17 protein-coding genes and 1 pseudogene are annotated in these 21,040 nt (G+C 70.3%); 11 read left to right on the top strand and 7 right to left on the bottom strand.

The features are described from left to right. Positions 1 to 118: 118 nt before the first annotated feature. On the bottom strand, positions 119 to 1,684 hold the full coding sequence (locus A6F73_RS02785; protein ID WP_079135379.1) for a recombinase family protein: 1,566 nt from the start codon (positions 1,682 to 1,684) through the stop codon (positions 119 to 121). An 89-nt stretch (positions 1,685 to 1,773) separates the two neighbouring features. On the opposite strand from A6F73_RS02785, the pseudogene A6F73_RS40265 reads away from it, so the two are divergent. Next, positions 1,774 to 1,911 (top strand): annotated as a pseudogene (locus tag A6F73_RS40265) (exodeoxyribonuclease III); the annotation flags it as partial. A 363-nt stretch (positions 1,912 to 2,274) separates the two neighbouring features. Here A6F73_RS40265 and A6F73_RS02790 read toward each other — a convergent pair. Then, positions 2,275 to 2,877 carry a hypothetical protein gene (locus A6F73_RS02790; RefSeq protein WP_159398335.1) on the bottom strand — a complete coding sequence of 201 codons (603 nt, stop codon included), beginning with the start codon at positions 2,875 to 2,877 and terminating at the stop codon, positions 2,275 to 2,277. A gap of 352 nt (positions 2,878 to 3,229) precedes the next feature. Next, the gene (locus A6F73_RS41250) at positions 3,230 to 3,514 is read right to left on the bottom strand and encodes a hypothetical protein (RefSeq protein ID WP_159398336.1); all 285 of its coding nucleotides are present in this window, start codon (positions 3,512 to 3,514) and stop codon (positions 3,230 to 3,232) included. Positions 3,515 to 3,917: 403 nt separating this feature from the next. Here A6F73_RS41250 and A6F73_RS43865 point away from each other — a divergent pair, with 403 nt between their 5' ends. Further along, positions 3,918 to 4,046 carry a hypothetical protein gene (locus tag A6F73_RS43865; RefSeq protein ID WP_279634871.1) on the top strand — a complete coding sequence of 43 codons (129 nt, stop codon included), beginning with the start codon at positions 3,918 to 3,920 and terminating at the stop codon, positions 4,044 to 4,046. Between the two features lie 433 nt (positions 4,047 to 4,479). On the opposite strand, the gene A6F73_RS02795 is transcribed toward A6F73_RS43865, so the two are convergent. Then, positions 4,480 to 5,199 (bottom strand): response regulator transcription factor, encoded by a 720-nt coding sequence (locus tag A6F73_RS02795; RefSeq protein WP_063346280.1) that lies wholly within the window; start codon positions 5,197 to 5,199, stop codon positions 4,480 to 4,482. Continuing rightward, positions 5,196 to 6,296 carry a sensor histidine kinase gene (locus A6F73_RS02800; protein WP_244293265.1) on the bottom strand — a complete coding sequence of 367 codons (1,101 nt, stop codon included), beginning with the start codon at positions 6,294 to 6,296 and terminating at the stop codon, positions 5,196 to 5,198. Before A6F73_RS02800 ends, A6F73_RS02795 begins: the two co-directional genes overlap by 4 nt. Before the next feature lie 193 nt (positions 6,297 to 6,489). On the opposite strand from A6F73_RS02800, the gene A6F73_RS02805 reads away from it, so the two are divergent. From A6F73_RS02805 to A6F73_RS02815, 3 genes are all read left to right on the top strand, one after another. Next, a complete protein-coding gene (locus A6F73_RS02805; protein WP_063346281.1) occupies positions 6,490 to 7,680 on the top strand; it encodes a lipase in 1,191 nt (396 codons plus the stop codon). Positions 7,681 to 8,489: 809 nt separating this feature from the next. After that, positions 8,490 to 9,461, top strand: coding sequence for an aldo/keto reductase (locus tag A6F73_RS02810; RefSeq protein WP_063346282.1), 972 nt, complete (start codon positions 8,490 to 8,492; stop codon positions 9,459 to 9,461). A 16-nt stretch (positions 9,462 to 9,477) separates the two neighbouring features. Beyond that, positions 9,478 to 10,068 (top strand): hypothetical protein, encoded by a 591-nt coding sequence (locus A6F73_RS02815; protein WP_107452807.1) that lies wholly within the window; start codon positions 9,478 to 9,480, stop codon positions 10,066 to 10,068. 1,174 nt (positions 10,069 to 11,242) lie between these two features. Here the strand turns inward: A6F73_RS02815 and A6F73_RS02820 are convergent. After that, positions 11,243 to 11,629: an NAD(P)-binding domain-containing protein gene (locus A6F73_RS02820; RefSeq protein ID WP_244293266.1), complete on the bottom strand. Its 387-nt coding sequence runs from the start codon at positions 11,627 to 11,629 to the stop codon at positions 11,243 to 11,245. Between the two features lie 164 nt (positions 11,630 to 11,793). Continuing rightward, positions 11,794 to 13,881, bottom strand: a complete 2,088-nt coding sequence (locus tag A6F73_RS02825) for an FG-GAP-like repeat-containing protein (protein WP_063346283.1) — start codon at positions 13,879 to 13,881, stop codon at positions 11,794 to 11,796. Positions 13,882 to 14,267: 386 nt separating this feature from the next. Between A6F73_RS02825 and A6F73_RS02830 the strand changes: the two genes are divergently transcribed. From A6F73_RS02830 to A6F73_RS02855, 6 genes are all read left to right on the top strand, one after another. After that, positions 14,268 to 16,220, top strand: coding sequence for a PIG-L family deacetylase (locus tag A6F73_RS02830; RefSeq protein WP_063346284.1), 1,953 nt, complete (start codon positions 14,268 to 14,270; stop codon positions 16,218 to 16,220). A 157-nt stretch (positions 16,221 to 16,377) separates the two neighbouring features. Beyond that, on the top strand, positions 16,378 to 17,427 hold the full coding sequence (locus A6F73_RS02835) for a LacI family DNA-binding transcriptional regulator (protein WP_063346285.1): 1,050 nt from the start codon (positions 16,378 to 16,380) through the stop codon (positions 17,425 to 17,427). A 191-nt stretch (positions 17,428 to 17,618) separates the two neighbouring features. Continuing rightward, positions 17,619 to 18,020 (top strand): helix-turn-helix transcriptional regulator, encoded by a 402-nt coding sequence (locus A6F73_RS02840; protein WP_079135383.1) that lies wholly within the window; start codon positions 17,619 to 17,621, stop codon positions 18,018 to 18,020. A 1,075-nt stretch (positions 18,021 to 19,095) separates the two neighbouring features. After that, positions 19,096 to 19,926 carry a BTAD domain-containing putative transcriptional regulator gene (locus A6F73_RS02845; RefSeq protein ID WP_063346287.1) on the top strand — a complete coding sequence of 277 codons (831 nt, stop codon included), beginning with the start codon at positions 19,096 to 19,098 and terminating at the stop codon, positions 19,924 to 19,926. Positions 19,927 to 20,012: 86 nt separating this feature from the next. After that, positions 20,013 to 20,654, top strand: a complete 642-nt coding sequence (locus A6F73_RS02850) for an NAD(P)H-dependent oxidoreductase (RefSeq protein WP_244293267.1) — start codon at positions 20,013 to 20,015, stop codon at positions 20,652 to 20,654. Positions 20,655 to 20,800: 146 nt separating this feature from the next. After that, positions 20,801 to 21,031: an ammosamide/lymphostin RiPP family protein gene (locus A6F73_RS02855; RefSeq protein WP_063346288.1), complete on the top strand. Its 231-nt coding sequence runs from the start codon at positions 20,801 to 20,803 to the stop codon at positions 21,029 to 21,031. Positions 21,032 to 21,040: the final 9 nt, after the last annotated feature.

Below are 21,040 nucleotides of genomic sequence, written 5' to 3' on the forward strand. Positions count from 1 at the left end.
AGCAGAATCCCGCGGCCGACTCCGGCCCACAATGTCGAGGTATCGCGTTGGCTCGCCACTGCCACACGTCTCCCTTTCGCTAACGTGAGCCGCCCGATCGGAGTCCGAACCACCCGGCCTACACCGGACTGCCAGCTCGCTCCAGTTGTCGTGCTCGTGCTTCAAGTTCGGCGGGAAGGTGCCAGCCTTCGATGGTGGGTGTCATGTAGAGGCGGGCCTTGAGGCCGAGGAGGAGCTGGCGGCGGTGTTCCTGATCGGCCTGTGTCCAGGCGTCGGCGAAGGTCTGGCCGGTCTCGGCCTCGACCCAGGCGGAGGGGCGCTGTGGGAGGGCGGCGAGGCGGCGGCGTTCGTCGACGAGGACTTCGAGGGCTTCGGCGTACTCGTCGTCACCGCCCGGGTAGTCGAACAGGTTGCGGCGCTTCTCCTCGCGCAAGTCCTTCATGGCCTGGGTGACGTGGTTGAGCTGCTCGGTGTGGTCCTCGCCGGGTATGAACCTGCGCACCGTCATCGCCAGCCCGGCCAGGCGCTGCACCAGGGCGGTGATCGCCGCAGTGACGTGCTCGCCCTTGACGGACTGGCCCTTGCAGGCCGGCTTCCCTGCCGTCTTCGCGCAGCGGTAGTACTCGTACACCTTGCCGTTCTTCGCGAGGTTCACCTGCCGGTACAACCGGTCGCCGCAGCGGTCGCAGTGCGGCACGCCGAGCCAGGGCGAGGCGCCGTTCGAGCGCTCCTTCGTGACTGACCGCTCGTCCATCGCCACCTGGATCGCGGCCCACTCCTCCTCCGTGAACAGAGGCTTGGCCATGCGGATCGGCAGGCCCTTGGCGTCGCGGGCGATCTTGCGCGCCTTGACGGAGCGGCCGGTCAGTTTCAGGCCCATCGTCGCCGGCGAGCGCAGGATCTTGCCCACACTCGTCGGGTTCCAGTGGTTCGACGGCGGCGTCTTGCGCTTGCTCGAGTACGACTCGCCCTGGTTCTTGTACGCGTACATCGACGGGGTGTCGAAGCCGGCGGCCTCCAGCGCTGCGACGATCATCCACTGGCTCTGCCCCTCCAGGAGGAGCTTGCCCATGTAACGGACCGTCTCGGACGTCACGGGGTCCGGCTCCAGCGTCCGACCACCGCCGGGCCTGTCGACGATCCGGTACCCGTACGGCGGCTGCCCGCCCGCCCACCGGTCCGTCTTGCGCAGGTGCCTGTGCGCCGCCGCGACCCTCGCCTTGATCCGCTTGAGCTCCATCTCCGCGAAGATCGACGCCAGCATCAGGAACACCTTCGCCAGCTCGTTCCCGAACGACGACTCCCTCCCCTCCCGGTAGTCCAGGGTGATCCCGTCGTCCGTGAACACCAGGACCTTGCGGTTCTCCTCCGCCCAGTGCGCCACGTCCGCGCAGTCCTTCGCCGACCGGAACGCCCGGTCGACCTTGGCCCACACCAACGCATCCCACTCACCCTGCCGCTCGGTCAGCCACGGACCCAGGTCCGGACGCTTCCACGGCGTGACCTCCGCCGAGACATCCAGATCCTCGAACGACCCGACAACCTCCCACTCCTTCGAGAGCGCATGCCGCGTCGCCGACTCCGCCTGCACCAGATGCGAGACCTTGCCCTCATCCCCGTGCGTGTCCGAGACTCGCGAACCGACCACCGCCCGAACCGGCGCCAAAGCCGTCACAATGCCCATGGGCCTCCCCCTACCGCCCAGGCCAGCAGGCACCCTCGAACAGGCTGCGCTCGAACGGGTGGACCTTTTTCGAAAAGGTGTCGTTCCGCTGGAGGATCGACCTCCAGGTCGCCACCCCGGGCCTCGCCGCCAAGGCCGTCGAGGCCTACGTCGAGCGGGCCGCCACCCACACCGAGCGCTGGTCCGACCACGCACCGGTCACGGCAGTGTTCGATCTGAACAACTAGGCAGCAGAAACTGGTAGTTCGACAAAATCAAGAGGCGGCCCCGACGCGGGGCATTCCACACGTCGGGGCTTCCTCTCGGTAGCAAATACGCCAGCGGCGAAGGAAGTCGCACGGCACTCCCGGAGTGGATTTTGGCCGCAACGGCCAGCGCGGATCCGCGGCGACCGGCCGAACCGGCACGGCCCCCGCTCGTACCCGGGCCCGGCTGACCGGCGGCAGCCGGCCCTTCGCGCTCCGGGCTGGCGACCCTTGTCGCCCGCCCGGTCGGCGGCACCGAGCGGGCGGAGGGCAAGGGTCGCCAGCCGCCGATGGCCGTCACCCCCGCTGGGTGACGGCCACCGAACAGGGCTCACACCGTGGTCACTAGCACGACCACGGCGTGGTGACGTGGCCCGTCACGGTGTCCACCGCCACCGTCCTGCCCTCGCTGGGAATGCAGAAGTAGTAGGTGGGATGCGGGTTCTGCACGACGGGCTCATTGAGGTACAGGGGCTTGAACGCGCCGGTGTGCCCGGCCTTGACGGCCAGATCGTGGGCCTGGACCTCCGTCATGGTGAACGGGGAGATGGCCTGGATCCCGATCGGGACGCTCCACGGCTGCGTGCTCTGGTACTGACCGGTGGTCGAGTACTTGTACTCGAAGGACGGCTCCGAGCCCTTGGCCCGGAATCGGATCCACCAGGCCTGGACGTCATTGGGGTTGGTCGTGGGTGTCAGCAGGACGGCGTCCGCGTCGTAGAACTGCGAGCCGGGGTGCTCCTGCTGCGCCTTCACCTTGGCCTCCCGCACGATCTGTGTGAGCGGGAGATGGGGTGCCGCGCTGGCGGTGGACGGGGCGATCGGCAGCAGCGACAGGGCCGTGGCGGTCGCGGCGAGCCCGATCCGTGCCCGACGGCGGTGGCGTGATGTCCGGCACCCGTTCAGTGCGGGTGTCGCGGGCGTGCGGGCGGTGCGTGTGGTGTTCATGTCCTTCATCTCCTTCGACCCGGACCCTGCGTGGTCACGGTGGAAGTCGACTGCCGGGTTCGGCGTGAGCGGTGGCCGACGGGCGAGAGGTCCTCGGCCGGGCTCCGCGGGATGCAGCCTCCCGGGGTCCAACGGTAGGAGGGTCTCCGGGCGCCGTCTCCTGGCCGTCATCCTCGCTGAGCCGAACAGGTGAACCTCTCACCCGGAGCGATGCCCGTCCGGGGTTTCGCCGCGCGGTCCCGGCCGGTGGGCCCGATCCTGTGCCGCTCCTTGATCATCGCTGACTGTTACAAGGTGGTGACACGATCTTCTCGAAGTAGGCGTCCCAGCCGACGAGCCTGTAGATCGTCCTTCAGGCTGCGCTCCACCCACTCCAGGGCGATGTAGTACCGCTCCAGAACCGGGTCCCAGCCCGACTCCAGCATCCGCACGATATGAGGGTGCTCGACAGCTTGAGTGCGGCGGTCTCCCGTTCCAGGAAGACCTTGATGATTTCGTCGTCGCGCCGCTTGAGTAACTTGATCGCCGCGAACTGCCTGTCACTGTCGCTATTTGCCGTGTCGACGGCCTTTCGCACCTTCGACAGACCGCCGCTGCGCGCGCTGTCTCCCACCAGCAGGAAGCGATCGTTGATCACATGCGGTCCCACACATGCTCCGCGTCCAGCACCGGCGTCAACTACCGGTCCGGCCATCCTGCCAGCCCAGGACTCCTCGGTTGGATGGTTCGGCAGATCCGGGCTTGATCGTGGCCAACTCCTCGATGACTACAGTGCCCGACGCTCGACCAACTTATCGCTTATCTTCGGCTTGTTGGGGAGAGCTGTAGCCGCTCCCCCGCACGGAAGCGGCCCGTCGAATCTGTCGATGACGGCCGCCAGTTGCTCGTCCGCTTCGCGATCTACGCCGACCTTCCAGCGCGGTCCAGCTTCGATACTCGTGCTTCGATTTCGGCGGCAGGTACCAGCCTTCGATGGTGGGTGTCATGTAGAGGCGGGCCTTGAGGCCGAGGAGGAGTTGGCGGCGCCTTTCCTGGTCGGCTTGGGTCCAGGCATCGGCGAAGGTCTGGCCGGTCTCGACTTCCACCCAGGCGGAGGGGCGTTGTGGGAGGGCGGCGAGCCGGCGGCGTTCGTCGACGAGGACTTCGAGGGCTTCGTCCTCGCGCGCTGACCCCAGCCCGCCGGCTACGCACCCGCCCGGCCGCAGTCCGGCCGGGCGGGCCCCGGCACCGGCGTCGCACCAGCCCTGTCCGCCGACGCAACGGTGGTGGGCCACCCGGCAGCCGCAGGCCGGCGGTGCGGACGGGTTCCTGTTCTGCCGCTACCCGGAAGCGGCAACAACGTCCTGCCGCTCCCCGGTGACTGCGGTGCCAGGAGCGGTGGTGGTGACGCTGCCACCCCCGGTGGGCAGCCACAGCCCAGCGGTACGGGGCGGTGCGCGCCGCGTCCGGTGGCACGGGCTTCGGCCCGGCGGCCGGTGAGCTGTCCCCAGTCGCCGCCCCGCCCTCCGGGTTCTCGGTGCCGTCGACGAAGCCCAGCAGGTTGCGGTCGTCGAAGTCGCGGAAGCCGTGCACGGAGTCTGCGCACCACCGGGGAAGTCCCCTTCAGGTCCACCATCCCAGCCGGTGAGGCGTCAGCCTGTGGACGGGAGGTTCCCACCTTACGGTGACCATGCCTGTCTCATAGGCGATGACGACCATCTGGGCCCGGTCATGGGCGTGGAGCTTGGCCAGCAGCCGCCGGACGTGTGTCTTGACGGTCGCGATGCTCAGCCCCAGATGCTCGGCGATCACGTGGTTGGGCAGTCCCCGGGCCACCAATCGGAGGACTTCCCGTTCCCGTGGGGTCACGCCCGCTAGCTCCCGGGCGAGTCGCGGGCGCGGCTCGTGGCGTCCGGCGAACTCGCGGATCAGACGGCGGGTGACCGCGGGCGCGAGCAGGGCGTCGCCGGAGGCGACCACCCGCAGGGCTGTCAGCAGGTCGGCGGGGAGGATGTCCTTCAGGATGAATCCGCTGGCTCCGCCGCGGAGTGCCGCGTACACGTACTCGTCCAGGTCGAACGTGGTGAGGACCAGCACACGGGTGCCGACGGCGTCCGGGTCCGCGCAGATGCGCCGGGTGGCCTCCAGACCGTCCATGCCCGGCATCCGGATGTCCATCAACACGACGTCGGGCCGCAGCCGCAGGGCGAGTTCGACGGCCTGCTCGCCGCTGACGGCCTCGCCCGCGACGGTGAGGTCCGGCACGCTCTCGATGAGCAGGCGGAAGCCCGCCCGCAACAGCGCCTGGTCATCGGCGATCAGAACCTGGACCGGCCGGTTCACCGTGCTGCCTCCGATCCGCAGGGCAGCCGCGCATGCACCCGGAATCCGCCCGTCGCCAGGGGGCCGGCGGAGAGGGTCCCGCCGCACATGGCCGCCCGCTCCCGCATCCCGATGAGTCCGTGCCCGCCGCCAGGACGCCGGGACGGGAGCCGGGACGGCGCGTCGTTGACGACCTCGATCTCGACCGCCTCGGGACCCATCCGGGACAGCTTCACCCGGCAGTCCGCCGATCCCGCGTGCCTGACGACATTGGTGAGGGCTTCCTGAACGATCCGGTAGACCGCCAGTTCCACACCCGGGGGGAGCGGTGGATCCGGGTCGACGGACAGCTCCACGCGCGGGCCCGCGCCGGCCGCGAGCGCGGGCAGGTCCGCCAGACCGGAGGCGGACCCCAACTCGGCTCCGTCACCGGGTGATCGCAGAACGCCGAGCATGCGGCGCATCTCGGTGAGCGCCGTCCGGCCCGCCGTCCCGACCAGTGCGAGGGTCCGCTCGGCCTCCTGCGGGTCGGTGGAGGCCACCGCACGGGCCACCTCGGCCCGTACCGCGATGACAGTCAGATGATGGGCCACCACGTCGTGGAGTTCGCGGGCGATCCGCAGGCGCTCGTCCGTCACGGCCTGCCGGGCGGCGAGTTCCGCGTACGACCGCTGCTCTCTCAGCGCGGTGCCCACCAGCCAGGGCAGGGTCATCATCAAAGACGCGAAGACGACGCCCCACGCGACCCCGGAGGCCGGGACCGGTCGCGGTACGAGGGCCATGGCCGCCGCGACGGCGCCCAGCGAGCAGCCGAGCGCCGTCGCGGACCGGCGCCCCGGTTCCCGCGCCGCCACCGTGTACAGGGCGGCCCCGACCGGGACCCAGGACTCCTCCCATCCGGTGAACGCCATGGCGAAGACCGCTCCGGCCAGGACCGTGTACAGAACCCGGACGGGCCGTCTACGCCGTACCGCGACCGGCAGCCAGACCACCGCCGCCACGGCTCCCGCGCCCCAGCCACCGCTGCGCGTCTCGCTCGCGCCGAACGCCAGGGCGAGGAGCACGACCGCGACCGTGTCCACGCCGTGCCACTGTCCGTCCCGCAGACGTCTGGCCACCAGCGGCCGTGACTCCCCGTCGCCCATGCCGGCCACGCTATCCAAACGGGGCCCGGGGCCCGTCAGCCCGGAGGACGTCATCCCGCGGGCTGAGTCATCCGCGCGGCCGATGCCCGTCGTACCCTCCTGGGCTGACACCGGGTTACTCCCCGGGGGCGAAGCCGCCGGGCTCATCGGACGGAACAGTGGAGCCATGAATCGGAGAACACTGCTGTCCTCGTGCGCCGGACTGGCCGCCGCCATGATCCCGGGTCCGCTCGCGCCGGTGGCCGCCGCGCGACCGGGGCAGGAGGAACCCGTGCGGTTCCAGCTGCCCGCCCCGAACGGACCGTACCCGCTGGGTACGATCGCGCTGCACCTGACCGACACCGCGCGGCCGGACCCCTGGGTACCCTCCCGCCCCTGCCGTGAGCTGATGATCAGCATCTGGTACCCCGCCCGCGGCTGCGCGGCCCGTCCCACTGTTCCCTGGATGCCTCCGGCGGCGGCCGACCGGTACCTGAGCCTCCTCGGCCTGCCTCCTGGCCGGGTACGGCTGGGAGGCACCCACGGCCACGAGGGCGCTCCCGTCGGCGGCCCACCGGGCCCTCTGCCCGTCGTGCTCTACTCTCCCGGCGCCGACGCGTCACGGTCGTTCGGCACCGGCGTCGTGGAAGACCTCGCCAGTCACGGCTTTCTGGTGGTCACCGTCGACCACACCTACGACGCGGCGGCGGTCGCCTTCCCCGGTGGACGCGTCGAGACGAATCCGCTGGGCGGGATCAGCGACTACGCCAAGGCCCTCGCGGTCCGTACCGCCGACATCCGCTTCGTCCTGGACCGGCTCGCCGTCCTCCGCTCGGGTGGCCACCCCGGCGTCTGCCGCACCCCGCTGCCCCCCGGCCTGCGCGGGGCGCTCGACCTGCGGCGCGTCGGGATGCTCGGCCACTCCCTGGGCGGCGCCACCACCGCCGCGACGATGCTCACCGACGGGCGGATCACGGCGGGCATGAGCCTGGACGGGGGCGCGGCCGGCCCGGTGGTGGACGCCGGGCTCGACCGTCCGTTCCTGGTCGTGGACACCCCGGGCAAGGGCAGCATGGAGAGCAACCCCGCCCTGCGCGCGTTCTGGTCGCGTCTGCGCGGCTGGCGCCTGCATCTGACCGTACGGGGAGCCGCGCACCAGTCGTTCGGCGACGATGTGCTGATCCTGCCGCTGATCGCCCCTCTCCTGGGCATGTCACCGCCCGATCTGGAGGACGAGGTCGGGACGATTCCCGGGCACCGGGCACAGGCGTTCCAACGCGCCTACCCGCGAGCCTTCTTCGACCTCCACCTCCGCGACCAGGGGCGACTGCTCGACGGTCCCTCCCCCGACTTCCCCGAGGTCGACTACGCCCGGTGAACACCTTGGCGCCGGTCCCGCCCGTCTGGGCTCCGAGGTACGACGCCGCGGCGCTCACCGGGCGGGGTCCAGCGAGGGAGGGTCGTCGGTGTCCTCGGCTTCGCAGGGAGGATCACGACCCGGGAAATCCTGCGGGGCGACGCCTCCACCATCCCGACAGGGGAGCGGCGCCCTGGACGGAGCACGGCCCTGCTCTCGGCGACGGAGGTGAGGATGCCGGGAGGGTTCCTTTGAGGACTTCGACGACGTGGATCTTCGAAAGGGGCTCTCGGTAGCCTTCACCTGCGCCCCGGAAGCGATCACTCCGCCGCGAAGTCGGTGGAGGCCTGTGTCGAGCGCGCCGCCACCCATGCCGGTCGCTGGTCCGACCCCGCGCCCTTCGCCCGAACTCCCTTGGCAGGAAGGCGATCCAGCCTCGCGGCATGCGAAGGCCATGCGCACCAGGGCGGTGGACGCGCGGACCACCCGCGCCTACGGCCTGCGACCCACGACCCGGCCGCGACCCGCCTCGGCCCGGTAACCACCGGGGGCGGCCTCGCCGTCGAGCTGTTCGAGCGCAGAACGACGGCGCAGGCGCACACCCCGACCACGACGGAATCCAGCCGACGCCTCGGCATGGCATCGGACCAGAAGGTAGTATCGGTTTCCACACTGACTGAATATCAAGTGCACGCTATTCATTGGACATTGCTGTCGGGGGCGTCAGCCGACCCCTCAGGTGGGGGGTTGCGCCGAGTCGCGCCCCCCTGCGCCCCACCCTCCGCACCGGAACCGACCACCGAAACCGGCAAGAACCCAGAAGGCGTCCATTGGTTACCATCGCAGACTCCGAGCTCGACGTCTTTCCACTCTGCCTCGGCGGCAGCGTCTTCGGATGGACCGTCGACGAGCGGACATCCTTCCGCGTCCTCGACGCCTACGCCGCCGCGGGCGGGAACTTCATCGACACCGCCGACTCCTATTCCCAGTGGGCCCCCGGAAACACCGGCGGGGAGTCCGAGTCCATCCTCGGCAACTGGCTGGCCGCGCGCGGTCAGCGGGACCGTTTCGTCATCGCCACCAAGGTAGGCCGACTGAACGGACTGTCCGGGCTCACGGCGAAGGTCGTTCACCAGGCCGTGGAGGAATCCCTGCGCCGTCTGCGGACGGATCATATCGACCTCTACTACACGCACGCGGACGACCCGGAAACTCCCCTCGAAGAGACCCTCGCCGCACTCGACACACTGATCGTGGCAGGGAAGGTGCGCCATATCGGCGCCTCGAACATCAGCGGCCCCAGGCTGGCTGAATCCCTTGAGGTTTCGAAGCGTTCGGGGCTCGCCTCGTACGTGGCGGTCCAGCCTCCCTACAACCTCATGGAACGCGAGCCCTTCGAGAGCGGGATCGCCCCGGTCTGCGAGCGCGAGGGCGTCTCCTGCGTCCCGTACTTCGCCCTGGCGCAGGGCTTCCTGACGGGCAAGTACCGCGAAGGCGCACCCGCCGTTCCCAGCGTCCGCAGCGACGCGGCACGACCGTACGGCGAAACGCCCCGCGGCCGCACGGTGCTCCGGACGCTGGACACGATCGCCTCCGAGCACGACACCGCCCCCGCCGCGGTGGCCCTGGCCTGGCTGAGGGCGCAGCCCCATGTCGTCGCTCCGCTCGCCAGCAGCAGGACGCCCGAGCAGCTCGCCGAACTGACCCCGGGAGCGACCCTGGAACTCTCCCCGGCCGAGGTTCACTCGCTGGACCTCGCTTCACGGACCACCGCGGCGGACCACCATGCGCATGTCGGCTGAAGGAGGAGGAGCCGCCGTGACCCTCACCCCCCACACCGCCCTGATCGGATTCGACGCCGTCAAGTCGTTCATCTCGGTAGCGCGCGATGAATACGAGGCCTGTACCCCGCAGGAACCACCCTCCTGTTTCGCCCTCCTGCTCGGCACCGTCGACGACGGTGTCGCGGCCATCACCTCGGTCCAGTTCGCGACCAACGTCCGTGCCACCGACCCGATGGCGCTCGAAGAGTTCTCGAGCTCCATAGAGCCGTGCTTTGGAAGCGCCTACCGAAACCCCCGCCGGGGATTCTGGTGCAGCTCGCAGGATCTGCTTCGTATTCACCGGCAGGCGGACCGTGACGGGGCCGAGATCCTGGGCTCCATCCATCTGCATCCCGACTGGCACCGGATCGGCCCACCCGAAGAGCGAGGGCTGCGAATAAGCGAGGAGCCGACACCGATGGACCGCTACATGCTCGACAACAGTCGGTACCCGGTGAACATGATCTGCTATCTGGAATCCGGCCCACAGGGGGTTTCCGCCGCACTCGCGGCATGGGGCCCTCCTCCCGAGGGAGAGGTCGCGGCGCCATGCCCCCGCCTCCTTCTGAGGTTCAGCGCGTCCTGAGGAACGGCAGGCTCACCCCTCGCCACCGGCGGGACTCCGCCCCGGTCACGCTCGCGGATGTGACCGGGGCGGGGCCGCCCGTCCACCCCTGGGTGAGTACCGCCGGAACGGGGCCGTCGGGGCGGACGGTGGTGCTGTAGGCGGCGCTGGTGGGGGTGGAGGAACAGCCCGGTCGGCGTGGTCGCGGTGGCCTCGTGCCCGGCGACCGGCAGGGTGACCCGCTCGTCCCGGATGAACGTGTCGTGCCGGAGCATCATGGCCCCGATCCGGGGGCCCGACACCGTACCGCCCGCTGCCTGGGGGCCGGCGAGTCAACCCCGTGGGTCGACAACGACGCGGCGTGGAGAATTGATTATCTGATGGTCAGTCAGAACCTCGCGGACGGACACCTGCACCAAGGCCTACATCGAACGCCCCGCCTCCTCTGCCGATCGATGGAGCAACCACGCACCGGTGACCGCCGTCTTCGACCTTGACCAACTCCTGTAGCACCGACGGGAAGTCGGACGACTGGCTTCTGATGCCTCGGCCGTCGCGCTGCTTGATTCGGGCGACGACCGAGACTGCCACCGGCCTGCGGCTGGATCGCGCCGCCATCCGTGCTTCGGAGTGATGGTCAGCTGACGCTCCAGAAAAATCGTTTTGTAAAGGCCAAGGCCGTCTCGCCGCAGCATGGGCGACGAATGGCATCGACGCCCATGCGCAGGACCTGCCGGTGTTCTGTCGCTTCCTCCACGAGCCCCGGACCGGGAAGTCGACCCACCCGACCCGACCGCGCCACCGGAGCAGCAGACGTTGCCAAGGTCGAGACCGCCGACCGGCTCGCACCCGCACCCATCGCTGAGACCCAAAACGCCACCGGCAGGGGGCACGCCAGGGTCCCGGCCAGCCGCCAAGCGGAGCACCCCTCGTCCGGCCACGCCGCCCAGGCCGCCGACCTGGTGACCCGTTTCGAGCGGGCCAAGGCCGCAGACGACGTGTCTGCCGCGACCTCGATCCGTGAGGAGTCGGTGCGCGCCCTCGGCGCACCCGGGGTGCCGGGCTCGACGGCCAAAACGCTTCGACGGCTTCTGAGGAACCTGCACAAGTGGATCGGTTCGCACGAGGCCGGCGACGTCCTGGCGCTCGAAGGCACGCTCACGCGCGCCTTCGAGCGCCAGGACTCCGGGCCGGCTTACAGCAGGGTGGCCTCGGCGGTGCCAATGGCCTGGGGCACCGCCAGAATCGCGCCGTCGACGTAGTCGATGCCGGCCTCGGCCGCCCACTCGGCGGTCTCCCGGGCCTGGGTGGAGCTCGCCATGGTCAGGTTGACCAGGGTGCGGCCGGCCAGGGAGGAGGCGGCCGGGTCCAGCAACCTGTGCACGGCGTCGTAGTCCGAGACACGGACGACGACCAGCGGGCTCGCCTCGAGCGCGCTCCTGACCGAGCCGGCGAGGGGCGCGCCCTTGGCGACGAGCTGCTCGGCCTTGCCGGCCGAGCGGTTCCAGACGGTCGTCGGGTGGCCCTTGTCCAGGAAGACCGCGGCCGACGCCTGGCCCATCACCCGCGGTGGACGGTGCACGGCCTCCCGCCGGACCCGACGTCACGGCCGAGGCCCCGGGCGACCTGCTGGACGTCCTCCTCGCCTTCGGCGAGCCGCCCGGCAGGGTGGGCCGCCGCTGCGAACGGTGGTCCCGTGCAAGCGCATTGGCCGGGTAGGACGAGTTGGACGGGCCGACCGGCCGGTCACCAGCCGTCGGTGAGCCGGAAGGCGTGGGAGAAGGAGGCTCCGCCCGTGTTCATCCATTCGTCGAGGACGCCGTAGGTGTCGTTGCGGGCGATGAGGTCGGCACGGCCGGTGCCCCGGAAGTCACCGGCAACCGTCTGCGAGAACGGACCCCACCCGTCGGTGACGAGCACGCGGCCGGCGAAGGTACCGTCCCCGTTACCGGGCCACATGTACAGATTGCCCGTCGCGTCCTCCCTCGCCATCAGGTCCGCATGACCGGTCCCCCGGAAGTCACCGGCAACCGTCTGCGAGAACGGACCCCACCCGTCGGTGACGAGCACGCGGCCGGCGAAGGTACCGTCCCCATTGCCGGGCCACATGTACAGATTGCCCGTCGCGTCCTCCCTCGCCATCAGGTCCGCATGACCGGTCCCCCGGAAGTCACCGGCAACCGTCTGCGAGAACGGACCCCACCCGTCGGTGACGAGCACGCGGCCGGCGAAGGTACCGTCCCCGTTACCGGGCCACATGTACAGATTGCCCGTCGCGTCCTCCCTCGCCATCAGGTCCGCATGACCGGTCCCCCGGAAATCGCCGGCGGTGGTCTGGGAGAACGCGCCCCAGCCGGCCGTCAGGTCGGTCCTGGCCGTGAAGGACCCGTCTCCCAGCCCCGCCCACTCGTACAGGTGCCCGTCCGAGTCGTCTCGGGCGACGAGGTCGCCGATGCCCTTGCCGTGGAAGGCTCCGGCCGTCGTCTGGGAGAAGGTGTGGGAGGGGCTGGTCGGGGCGGGCCGCGGGGCGAGGACCTCGGCGAGGGCCGTGTTCCCGTTGGTGGTGAAGTGCAGGTGGTCGGAGGAGACGTAACCGGCGAACGCGGCGCTCGGGTTGAGCGGGTCGCGGGTCGCCCGGTCGAAGTCATGGAAGCCGTCGATAGCCGTCGTCGTGCGGATCCAGTCGTTGACGCACTGGCGCACCCGGTCCCGGGCGGCGGTGTAGTCGGTGTAGCCCTGGAAAGCGGGGATGGTGGCAACGGTGAAGCGCAGCCCGGCCGCGTGCGCGCGTGAGGCCAGCTGCTGGATCCCCGACTCGAGCGCGGAGTCGGAGGCGTCGTCCATCGTGATGTCATTGATGCCCTCGTAGAGCACGACGCTCCGCACTCCGGTCTGGGAGAGGACGTCCCGGTCGAAGCGGTTGAGCGCGCTCTGACCGAAGCCGACGCGTCCTCCCGTCCCGTCGGTGAGGATCCGGTTGCCGGAGATGCCCTTGTTGACGATGCCCTCGGGCGTCGGTCGGGCGCTGAGGGCGCGCCCGTAGTCATCGGCCCAGCGGGTGTTGGAGTCCTGGTTGGTGTGCCCGCCGTCCACCTGCGAGTCGCCGAGGGCGACCACCGTCCCGTCGCTGCCGGCGGCCGTGACGTCCAGGCCGCCGAGGAAGGCCCAGTAGGCGTACGGGGTGGAGAGGTTGGCGCCGCCCGTGTCCTGGGTGCGGTCGGCTCCGTCGCCGGGGGCGGAGGTGTAGGAGGTGGTGAGCGTGTACGGGTGGTAGGGCGCGGTGGTGACCCCGTCGGGCAGCCAGAGGCTGACCAGCAGGTTCTCGTCTGCGGTGACCGGGAAGGCGACGGGGTCGCTGTAGACCTCGCCGCCGGGTGGGATGACGGTCCGGCCCGAACCGCCGAACGTCAGGGTGGCCGGCGTGGCCGCCGCCGTGGCCGGATTCCCGTTCCGGGCGGAAGTCCTGTCCTGGGCCGCGACGGTGACGTGCCCGATGGTCACCGGGTCCGGGCTGAAGGTGTTCACCAGGTGGATCCGGGCGGAGCTGCCGCCGATGCTGGTGTGGACGACCATGCGCAGGGTCTGCCGCCCCGTCACGCCCGAGGATGCCGACGGTCCTGCCAGGCTCATGGCGGTACCCCAACTTCCCGTCCAGGCCGAGGACTCGGGGCGCGGCACGCCCGGGGCTGACGGGAGCGCGGCGGGGACCGGCCCGCAGCCGACGGCCGCGTTCGCCGGGGCCGCGGGCGGCAGGGCGGCGAACGCGCCGAGGACGACGGCGGCTGCCGTCATGGCGGACGGGCGGCCCCGCAGTGGGCGGTGGGTGACGTGCACAGGAGTCCTTTCGCCGGGTACGGAAAACCATTCCCGCATGGCTCGGGTGACGAAGAAATGGTGGCGATCCGTTTCCCGAAGGAGGAGGTCCGAGAATGGCCGAGAAATCTCGGAGCCCGCTCGCCATCCACCATGCAATCACCGCCGGTCCGGATTTCGCCAGGAGGAACATCAGGCGGAAACCATGGGGAAGTTCCAGCAGAAACCGCGCTGTACAGGCGAGATCGGCGAGAAAAAGACGGATTGGCTTGATTGCACGTCAGTTGACTGTCGCGCCTGACGAGATTTGCGATATACCGTCTCGGGCACTTCCCGCCCTACAATCCGCCAATCTCCTCCTGGCGTGATCACCTGCCGACCTCGAATCTCGAATGAGGGGAAATCACATGGCAATCGGACGACGGCAACTCCTCACCTCCCTCGCGCTGACCGCCCTCGCCGCACCCGTCCTGGCCAAGGGGACCGCGACCCGCGCCTCCGCGGCCACGGGTACGGGTACGGGTACGGCCGCACGTATGGCCGCCGGCTCCGGGCCGCTGTTCATGCAGATCGTCGCCCATGAGGACGACGACATCCTGTTCATGAACCCGGACCTGTCCAACGCCCTCGGCAACGGCACCCCGTCCGTCACGGTGTTCGTCACCGCCGGGAACATCACCGGTGACCCGTGCGTGGGCGGCTGCTGGGACCCCGCCGGCGACCCACTGCGCACCTGGAACCGCCAGATGGGCGCCGTCAACGCCTACTCCCGGATGACCGGGGTCGGCGACAACGACCCGGCGACCGACGAGATCGGGCACTGGACGGTCGAGGCGTGGACGGTCGCGGGCAAGCAGGTCGAGCGTTACATGCTCAAGGACCGGCCGGTGCACCTGATCTTCCTCAACCTGCACGACGCCGGGCTCGCCAACGTGCTGAACGGCGGCACCGACACCACGGTCGTCCCGAAGGACAGCCCGCTGTCCGGGCCGTCGACCTACACGGCGGCGGACGTCGTCGAGGTGCTGCGGCAGATCATGGTGACGTACCAGCCGACCGTGCTCCGGGCCCAGGACGAACTCCCGGACACCCGCTACAAGGACGACCACTCGGACCACATCTCCGCCGCGAAGTTCACGGGCGTGGCGGCGAGCCAGTACGGCGGCTCGCTGATCCAGGTGAACTACCGGGACTACAACATCAGCGACTGCCCGGTGAACCTCGACCCGGCGACGGTCGGCGCCAAGGGCGTGTTCGTCTCCGAGTACGCCAGCCACGACCACTCGGGGAACTACGAAACCGCCTGGTTCTCCCGGATGTACTACCGCTGGTCGCGGGGCACCTCCTGGGCCGGACTCAACCAGGACGGCCGGCCGCAGGTCTTCGTCGTCCGGGCGGGCTCCCTCTACACGTACTGGCGTCAGGGGGACGGCAGTTGGGGCGGCCCGGCACGGTTCGCCGACCCTGGCGGGCGGCTGGCGCCGGGCATCGCCGTCGGCACCAACGCGGACGGCCGGATGGAGGTCTTCGCCCGCCGCCTCACCGACCACCACATCGTCTCCGTCCCGCAGACCACGCCCAACGGCGTGTGGCGGGACAGCTGGGCCGACCTCGGCAACCCCAACGCCGGGCTCGACAACGCGGGCCAGGTCGGCGTGCCCGCGGTGGTCGCCTCCCAGGACGGCCGGCTGGAGCTCTTCGTCAAGAACGGCGGCGGCGGCCTCAGCAGCATCCGGCAGACCAGCCCGAACGGCGCCTGGACGACCACCTGGGATGACCTGCACGGCACCGACATCCAGGACCCGGTCACCGCGATCCGCAACGGCGTCGGGAGGATCGAGGTCTTCGCCAGCACCCGCGACGGGGTCGTCAACTGGTGGCAGACCGCTCCGAACGACGCCATCAACGGCCCGGGCCCGATCCCGAACTCCCGGCCGGCCAGCCCGCCCAAGGCCGCGCTCGACCAGGACGGCCGCATCGAACTCGCCTACCGCGAGGCTGGCACCGGCGCGATGCTCGTCAGCTACCAGACCCAGCCCGGCGGACCGTGGAGCCAGTCCCCGGGCAACCTCGGCGGCCACGCAGGAGTGGGCGAGCCGGCGATGGCCAACCTCGGCGGGCGGGTCGTCCTGTTCGAGCGCAACGGCGGCGGCGGCGTGAGCACCACCGCCCAGACCGCCCCGAACGCCGGCTACGGCGCCTGGCAGGACCTCGGCGGCACCGTCCTCGACTACCCGACCGCGCTCGTCGACGGCGGCGGTGTCCTCCACGTGTTCGCCATCGGCACGGACGGCCGCGTCTACTACCGCACGGGCACGACGCCCACCAACCTCGGCGGCTGGCAGGGCATGCCCCTGTGACCGCCGGTTCCGTCGGCCGGTCGGACACACTCCCGACCGGCCGACGGGCCGGGCCCGTGGGAGCGCCCGTGGAAGCGCCGGTGGAAGCGCCGGTGGGAGCGCTCTCACGCCGTGTAGGATGGCCACTCCCCAGAGTGAGCCACACCGGAGTGTGATCATGACCCGAACTGACAGGCCGGGCCCCGGAAGCGCCCGGTCTGCCGCGCGACCGACGGTGGAGGACGTGGCCGCCCGCGCGGGAGTCAGCCGGGGAACGGTGTCCCGGGTCATCAACGGTTCGCCCAAGGTGAGCGCCAGGGCGAGGGAGGCCGTGGAGCACGCCGTCGCCGAGCTCGGCTACGTACCCAACCAGGCGGCACGGTCCCTCGTGACCTCGCGCACCGACGTCGTCGCCCTGGTCGTCCCGGAGAGCCTGGCGCGACTGAGGTCGGAGCCGTACTTCGCGGACGTCATCACCGGGATCTCCGACGAACTCGCGTCGACCGACCTTCAGTTGCTGCTGACCCTGGTCCGCAACGAGGACGAGCGCGAGCGTCTGACGCGCTACCTCACCGCGCGCCGGGTCGACGGGGTGCTCCTGGTCTCGGTGCGCCAGGACGACCTGTTGCCCGACCTGCTCGAACAGCTCGGGATGCCGGCCGTACTGGGCGGTCGCCGGTCCGAGCGCGAATCGCTGAGCTACGTCCACGCCGACAACGCCGGCGGGGCCCGGGCGGCCGTCCGGCACCTGGTCGGGCGCGGCCGCACCAGAGTGGCCACCATCACGGGGCCGCTCGCCATGGAGGCGGCCGGGGCACGCCTGGCGGGGTACCGGGAGGCGCTCACGGAGGCCGGCCTCGCCCCGGAGGACGCGCTCGTCGCCCACGGCGACTTCACCGAGGCGGGCGGCTACGCGGCGATGTGCGAGCTCCTGGCCGAAATGCCCACCCTCGATGCCGTGTTCTGCGCCTCCGACCTGATGGCCGTGGGCGCGTTCCGGGCACTGCGCGAGGCCGGGCGGCGCGTGCCGGGAGACGTGGCCGTCGTCGGCTTCGACGACTCCGTCATCGCCCGTAGCACCGAGCCGCCCCTCACCAGTGTTCGCCAACCGACCGAGGCGATGGGGCGGTTGATGGTTCAGCTGCTGCTCGAGGAGATCGCCGAACCCGGGCGGCCGCGTCGCCAGGTGATCCTTCCGACCGAACTGACGGTCCGCGCCTCGGCCTGACGGCCTCGGACGGCTTCGAACTGAATGGCCGTCACGTTCCGTTGTTCCGGTATGAGCCACTGCCGCGTGTCGCGGCTGACCTGGGCATGAGGTGCTGCTACGCTCCCGATGGGTGTGGGAGCGCTCCCACGCGCCAAGATTCTGGGGGTGACGTGTCGAAGGCACAACAAGGGGATTCGGCATTCGGGGGCATGCTGAGGACGCTTCGTCGTGAAGTGGGATTCACGCATGAGGAACTCGCCCGGCGTTCCCAGGTCAGTGTGAGGACGATCAGCGACATCGAGCGGGGCCGGGTGCGCCGACCACAGCGCCGCTCCGTCCAGCAGCTCGCGGAGGCGCTCGGCCTGGGGACCTCGCGATTGGAATGGTTTCTCCGTGCCGCGCGAGCCGTTCCCGGCAGCGGGCTCGACCAGCCGGACGGGAGCCGTCGCGAGACGCCGGCCGCCGGGGAGGTGGACGAACAGCCGTCCGCGGTGGTCGTGATGGTCCTGCCGTTGACCGCGATCGGCGAGAGCGGTCCGTGCTGTCGGCGCCGCCGACGCTGTCCGAAACCGCGCCCGGCCGGGCCCCGACACCTGCGCCGGGCCGGTTGACGGCCGTCGCGTGCGGCGGGCAGGCGCCGGCGGCCACACGTCCGCCACGAGGACGCCGAACGCGTACGCCCGCCCCACCAGCGCCGTCCGGTTGGGGACGTGCCACCGGCGGTGGGGTGGGCGGTGCCGGAGGCATGTCGGGCGGGTGTGGGCCGCTTCGGCATGCGGGTGCCGGGGTGGACTCTGGCGAGGTTTCATCCTCTGGGTGCGGCGCGGAAGTGTGACGGGCGGTGCCTGGCGCTGAGTGATCCTGCGGGGACGAACGGTAGGTGGATTTGATTCAACTTTCAGGCGTCGTAGTTCGTCTACCCGGAGAGCCGAAACGGGCGGGTGCCGGGGCCGTATCTGCTGTTCATTGCTTGTTTATTCGGAGAAGCCAGAGTCATTACTGATCTTCCTGACTCGGGCGGCCGGACGGTGCCTGGCAGGCAACTCTGGAGAACGTACATCATGCCGCGCAAGCCACTTGGGACCCTGGTCGCCGCCGCTGGGGCGACCGTCGGGCTCACGCTCGTCACACCGGCCCGGGCCTCCGCCGCCGCCGTCATGGGGTGGGACGTGTCAGCGGAATCAGCACACCGATCGTGCGTACACCGACCCGGGTGTGGTGATGGGCGGCGCCTTCTCGGAATCGACTTCGTGAAGTCGCCGATCGACGAGGCCGGAAAGTGCGCCGAAGTTCGGGGAAAACAGGCCGAGTTGCATGAGGGCCCCTCCAGGATGCCGCGACGGCTCGCCATGAGCGAGTGCACCATCAGCATCTTCTGGTGAGACGAGGGCTTCCGGGGTCGACCACCGACCCGGGCGGAGGCGATCGCCGAGCCGTCGCGTCACAGCCGAGGCCGGGACACGGACGCGAGCCGGACAGAACCGGAGACTCCGCTTCCCGCCGTCCGTCTGACCGGCATTCTCCGAACGGCCACGCCGTTCCCGTACGTCAACACAGATAAGACGACCGGCCCTCACCCCGGTCGTACCACCGGTCGACCGGGTTGCCTCCCCCACAGGCCTGAACCGACCGACCGCGCCAGCGCGTTCGCATCCTGTCACCCCCACGAAGAAGGAGGGTTTCCACATGACCGAGATTTCCACGCTTGCCGTCGTACGCTGCCTCGGCGGCTTTTCACTGGACTTGGGGGGACTCCCGGTCAGACGCTGGCGGGCCGGCAAGGCGCGCACACTGTTCCTTTACCTCCTCATCAACCGGGGCCGCACGGTCGACCGCGACGAACTGCACGCCGCGCTGTGGCCCGACCGCACCCGGGCGGCGGGCTCCAGCTCGCTCAAGGTCGCCAAGCACGCGGTGCACCAGATACTCAGCGGGCAGCAGGCCGCGGAGGAGCAGCCGGCCGCGGAGATCGTCTGCAGCGAGTACGGGTACTCCCTCAAACTCCACGACGCCTGGCTGGACTTCGAGGAGTTGGAGCGGCTGTGCAACGAAGGGCACCGGGCGGCGGCCCGAAGTGATCCGCGCGCGGCCGCGGAGTACTACCGCAGGGCGCTCGATCTTCACACCGGGGACTTCCTGCCCGGTGAGACCGCCGACTGGGCCAGGGAGCAGCGGGACTGGGTGCGGTCCCTCGCGCTGGGAGCGGCGGACTTCCTCCTCCAGGAGGCACTGGACCGGGGCGAGTTGCCGAAGGTCATCGACATGTGCCGCCGCACGCTGGACATCGATCCGTACCAGGAGGACGTCTACCGGACCCTGATCCAAGTTCACGGCGACCTGGGCCAGTTAGGGCAGGCCAGGTCCTGGTACAAGCTGTGCCGGGCCCGGATGTCGGATGGTCTGGACATCGATGTCAGCCCTGACACCCAGCGACTTCTGGAGCGGGTTCTGCGCACCCAGGACGCGTCCGCCCGGACGGTGGACCAGACTTCCGGCCCACGCGTAACCAATGCATAACCCACGCATAACCAGCTCATAACCAGCGCATAACCGCCCTGTCTAGACTCCGAAAACCGCGACCGGTCAAGGAGATTGGGGTAACCGTGCTGGAGACGAACCAGGGTTCCGTTCTTTCGGTGGAGAATCCCGGTGTTGGTGCCCCAGCCGATGCCGGGCCCCTGATCGTCGGCATCGGGGGCACCGTCCGCTCCGGTTCCTCGACGGAACGGGCGGTCCGGGCGGTACTCGCGGCCTCCGCTTCGGCGGGGGCCCGGACCCTGCTGCTGGGTGCCGATGCACTTCAACTGCCGCTCTACGCACCGGGGGAGTCACTGCGCACCCCGGCGGCCCGGCGGCTGGTCGAGGCCGTCGCCCTCGCCGACGGCCTGGTGATCGGCACGCCCGCGTACCACGGGGGCGTTTCCGGTCTGGTGAAGAACGCCCTCGACTACCTGGAGGACCTGCGCGAGGACGCGCGCCCGTATCTGCACGGCCGCGCCGTCGGCTGTGTCGTCACCGCACGCGGGGCGCAGGCCGCTTCGACGCTGGCGGGGCTGCGCTCCGTCGTGCACGCCCTGAGGGGCTGGCCCACTCCCCTGGGAGTGGCCATCAACACGGAGAGCGTCACCCTGGCGTCCGACGACAGCGCCGGCGACAGCACCGGCGACCCGCATCTCACCGCGCAACTGGCCACCGTCGGACGGCAAGTGGTCGAGTTCGCCCGGATGCGCACGCCGGTCGGCTGAGCGCCCGGGGCCTGCCGCCCGCCGCGGCCGCCCACCGTACGTCCCCCGTACGTCCGCCGTCACGATTCCCGCCCACGCCTTTGGTTCCGGCTGCCCTGACGCCGGATCCTTCGCATCCGCATTCCCACGTCCGACCGTGATTCCGAATGGAGCGCGCCATGGAAGACACCGCGAAGTCCACCGCGAAGTCCACAGAGCCCGAGGAGACCGCCGAGGGGACGGAAGCCCCCCAAGCGGAAACCGCCGGGGCCGAAACCGCCGAGGACACCGAACTGGACGCGCTGGACGAGCTGGACGACGTCGACTTCGACCTCGACGAGGTCGAGAACAAGATCGCGCCGCTCGCCCTCGCCACCACCGAGCCCTCGCGATGGTGACGCGGGCGG

Origin of the sequence: Streptomyces sp. MJM8645 (assembly GCF_001625365.1) — a bacterium.
Lineage (GTDB): Bacteria > Actinomycetota > Actinomycetes > Streptomycetales > Streptomycetaceae > Kitasatospora.

What these genes read in the sequence shown, in the direction of transcription:
- A6F73_RS02785 (WP_079135379.1), bottom strand. Translation starts at nt 1,684, where the DNA reads ATGGGCATTGTGACGGCTTTGGCGCCGGTTCGGGCGGTGGTCGGTTCG.
- A6F73_RS02790 (WP_159398335.1), bottom strand. Translation starts at nt 2,877, where the DNA reads ATGAACACCACACGCACCGCCCGCACGCCCGCGACACCCGCACTGAAC.
- A6F73_RS02805 (WP_063346281.1), top strand. Translation starts at nt 6,490, where the DNA reads ATGAATCGGAGAACACTGCTGTCCTCGTGCGCCGGACTGGCCGCCGCC.
- A6F73_RS02830 (WP_063346284.1), top strand. Translation starts at nt 14,268, where the DNA reads ATGGCAATCGGACGACGGCAACTCCTCACCTCCCTCGCGCTGACCGCC.
- A6F73_RS02835 (WP_063346285.1), top strand. Translation starts at nt 16,378, where the DNA reads ATGACCCGAACTGACAGGCCGGGCCCCGGAAGCGCCCGGTCTGCCGCG.
- A6F73_RS02840 (WP_079135383.1), top strand. Translation starts at nt 17,619, where the DNA reads ATGCTGAGGACGCTTCGTCGTGAAGTGGGATTCACGCATGAGGAACTC.
- A6F73_RS02845 (WP_063346287.1), top strand. Translation starts at nt 19,096, where the DNA reads ATGACCGAGATTTCCACGCTTGCCGTCGTACGCTGCCTCGGCGGCTTT.
- A6F73_RS02855 (WP_063346288.1), top strand. Translation starts at nt 20,801, where the DNA reads ATGGAGCGCGCCATGGAAGACACCGCGAAGTCCACCGCGAAGTCCACA.